This window comes from Oleiphilus sp. HI0125 (genome assembly GCF_001635355.1).
In genome coordinates this window covers 1-212 of sequence record NZ_LWGF01000405.1, presented here as the reverse complement: position 1 = coordinate 212, position 212 = coordinate 1, and the positions used below count along the sequence as shown (strand labels likewise).

General features: G+C 50.0%; 1 protein-coding gene. It reads left to right on the top strand.

The window, feature by feature from the left end:
* Nucleotides 1-212 (top strand): flavodoxin family protein (locus A3762_RS05450; RefSeq protein ID WP_197469049.1); only part of this gene is annotated, 212 nt, incomplete at both ends.

Genomic DNA, 212 nt, shown 5'->3' with positions numbered 1-212 from the left:
ACTAGCTTATCTGCATTCGAGACCACTCCAGAGCACATCATTCAAGCAGACGCTGTCATTCTTTTCACACCAGAAAATCTCAGCTACATGTCTGGAGCGATGAAAGACATGTTCGATCGTTGCTACTACCCCGTACTTGAGAAAAAACAAGGTTTGCCGGTCGCGGCGATTGTTCGCGCAGGACACGATGGCACTGGCACGGTCAAGGCCTT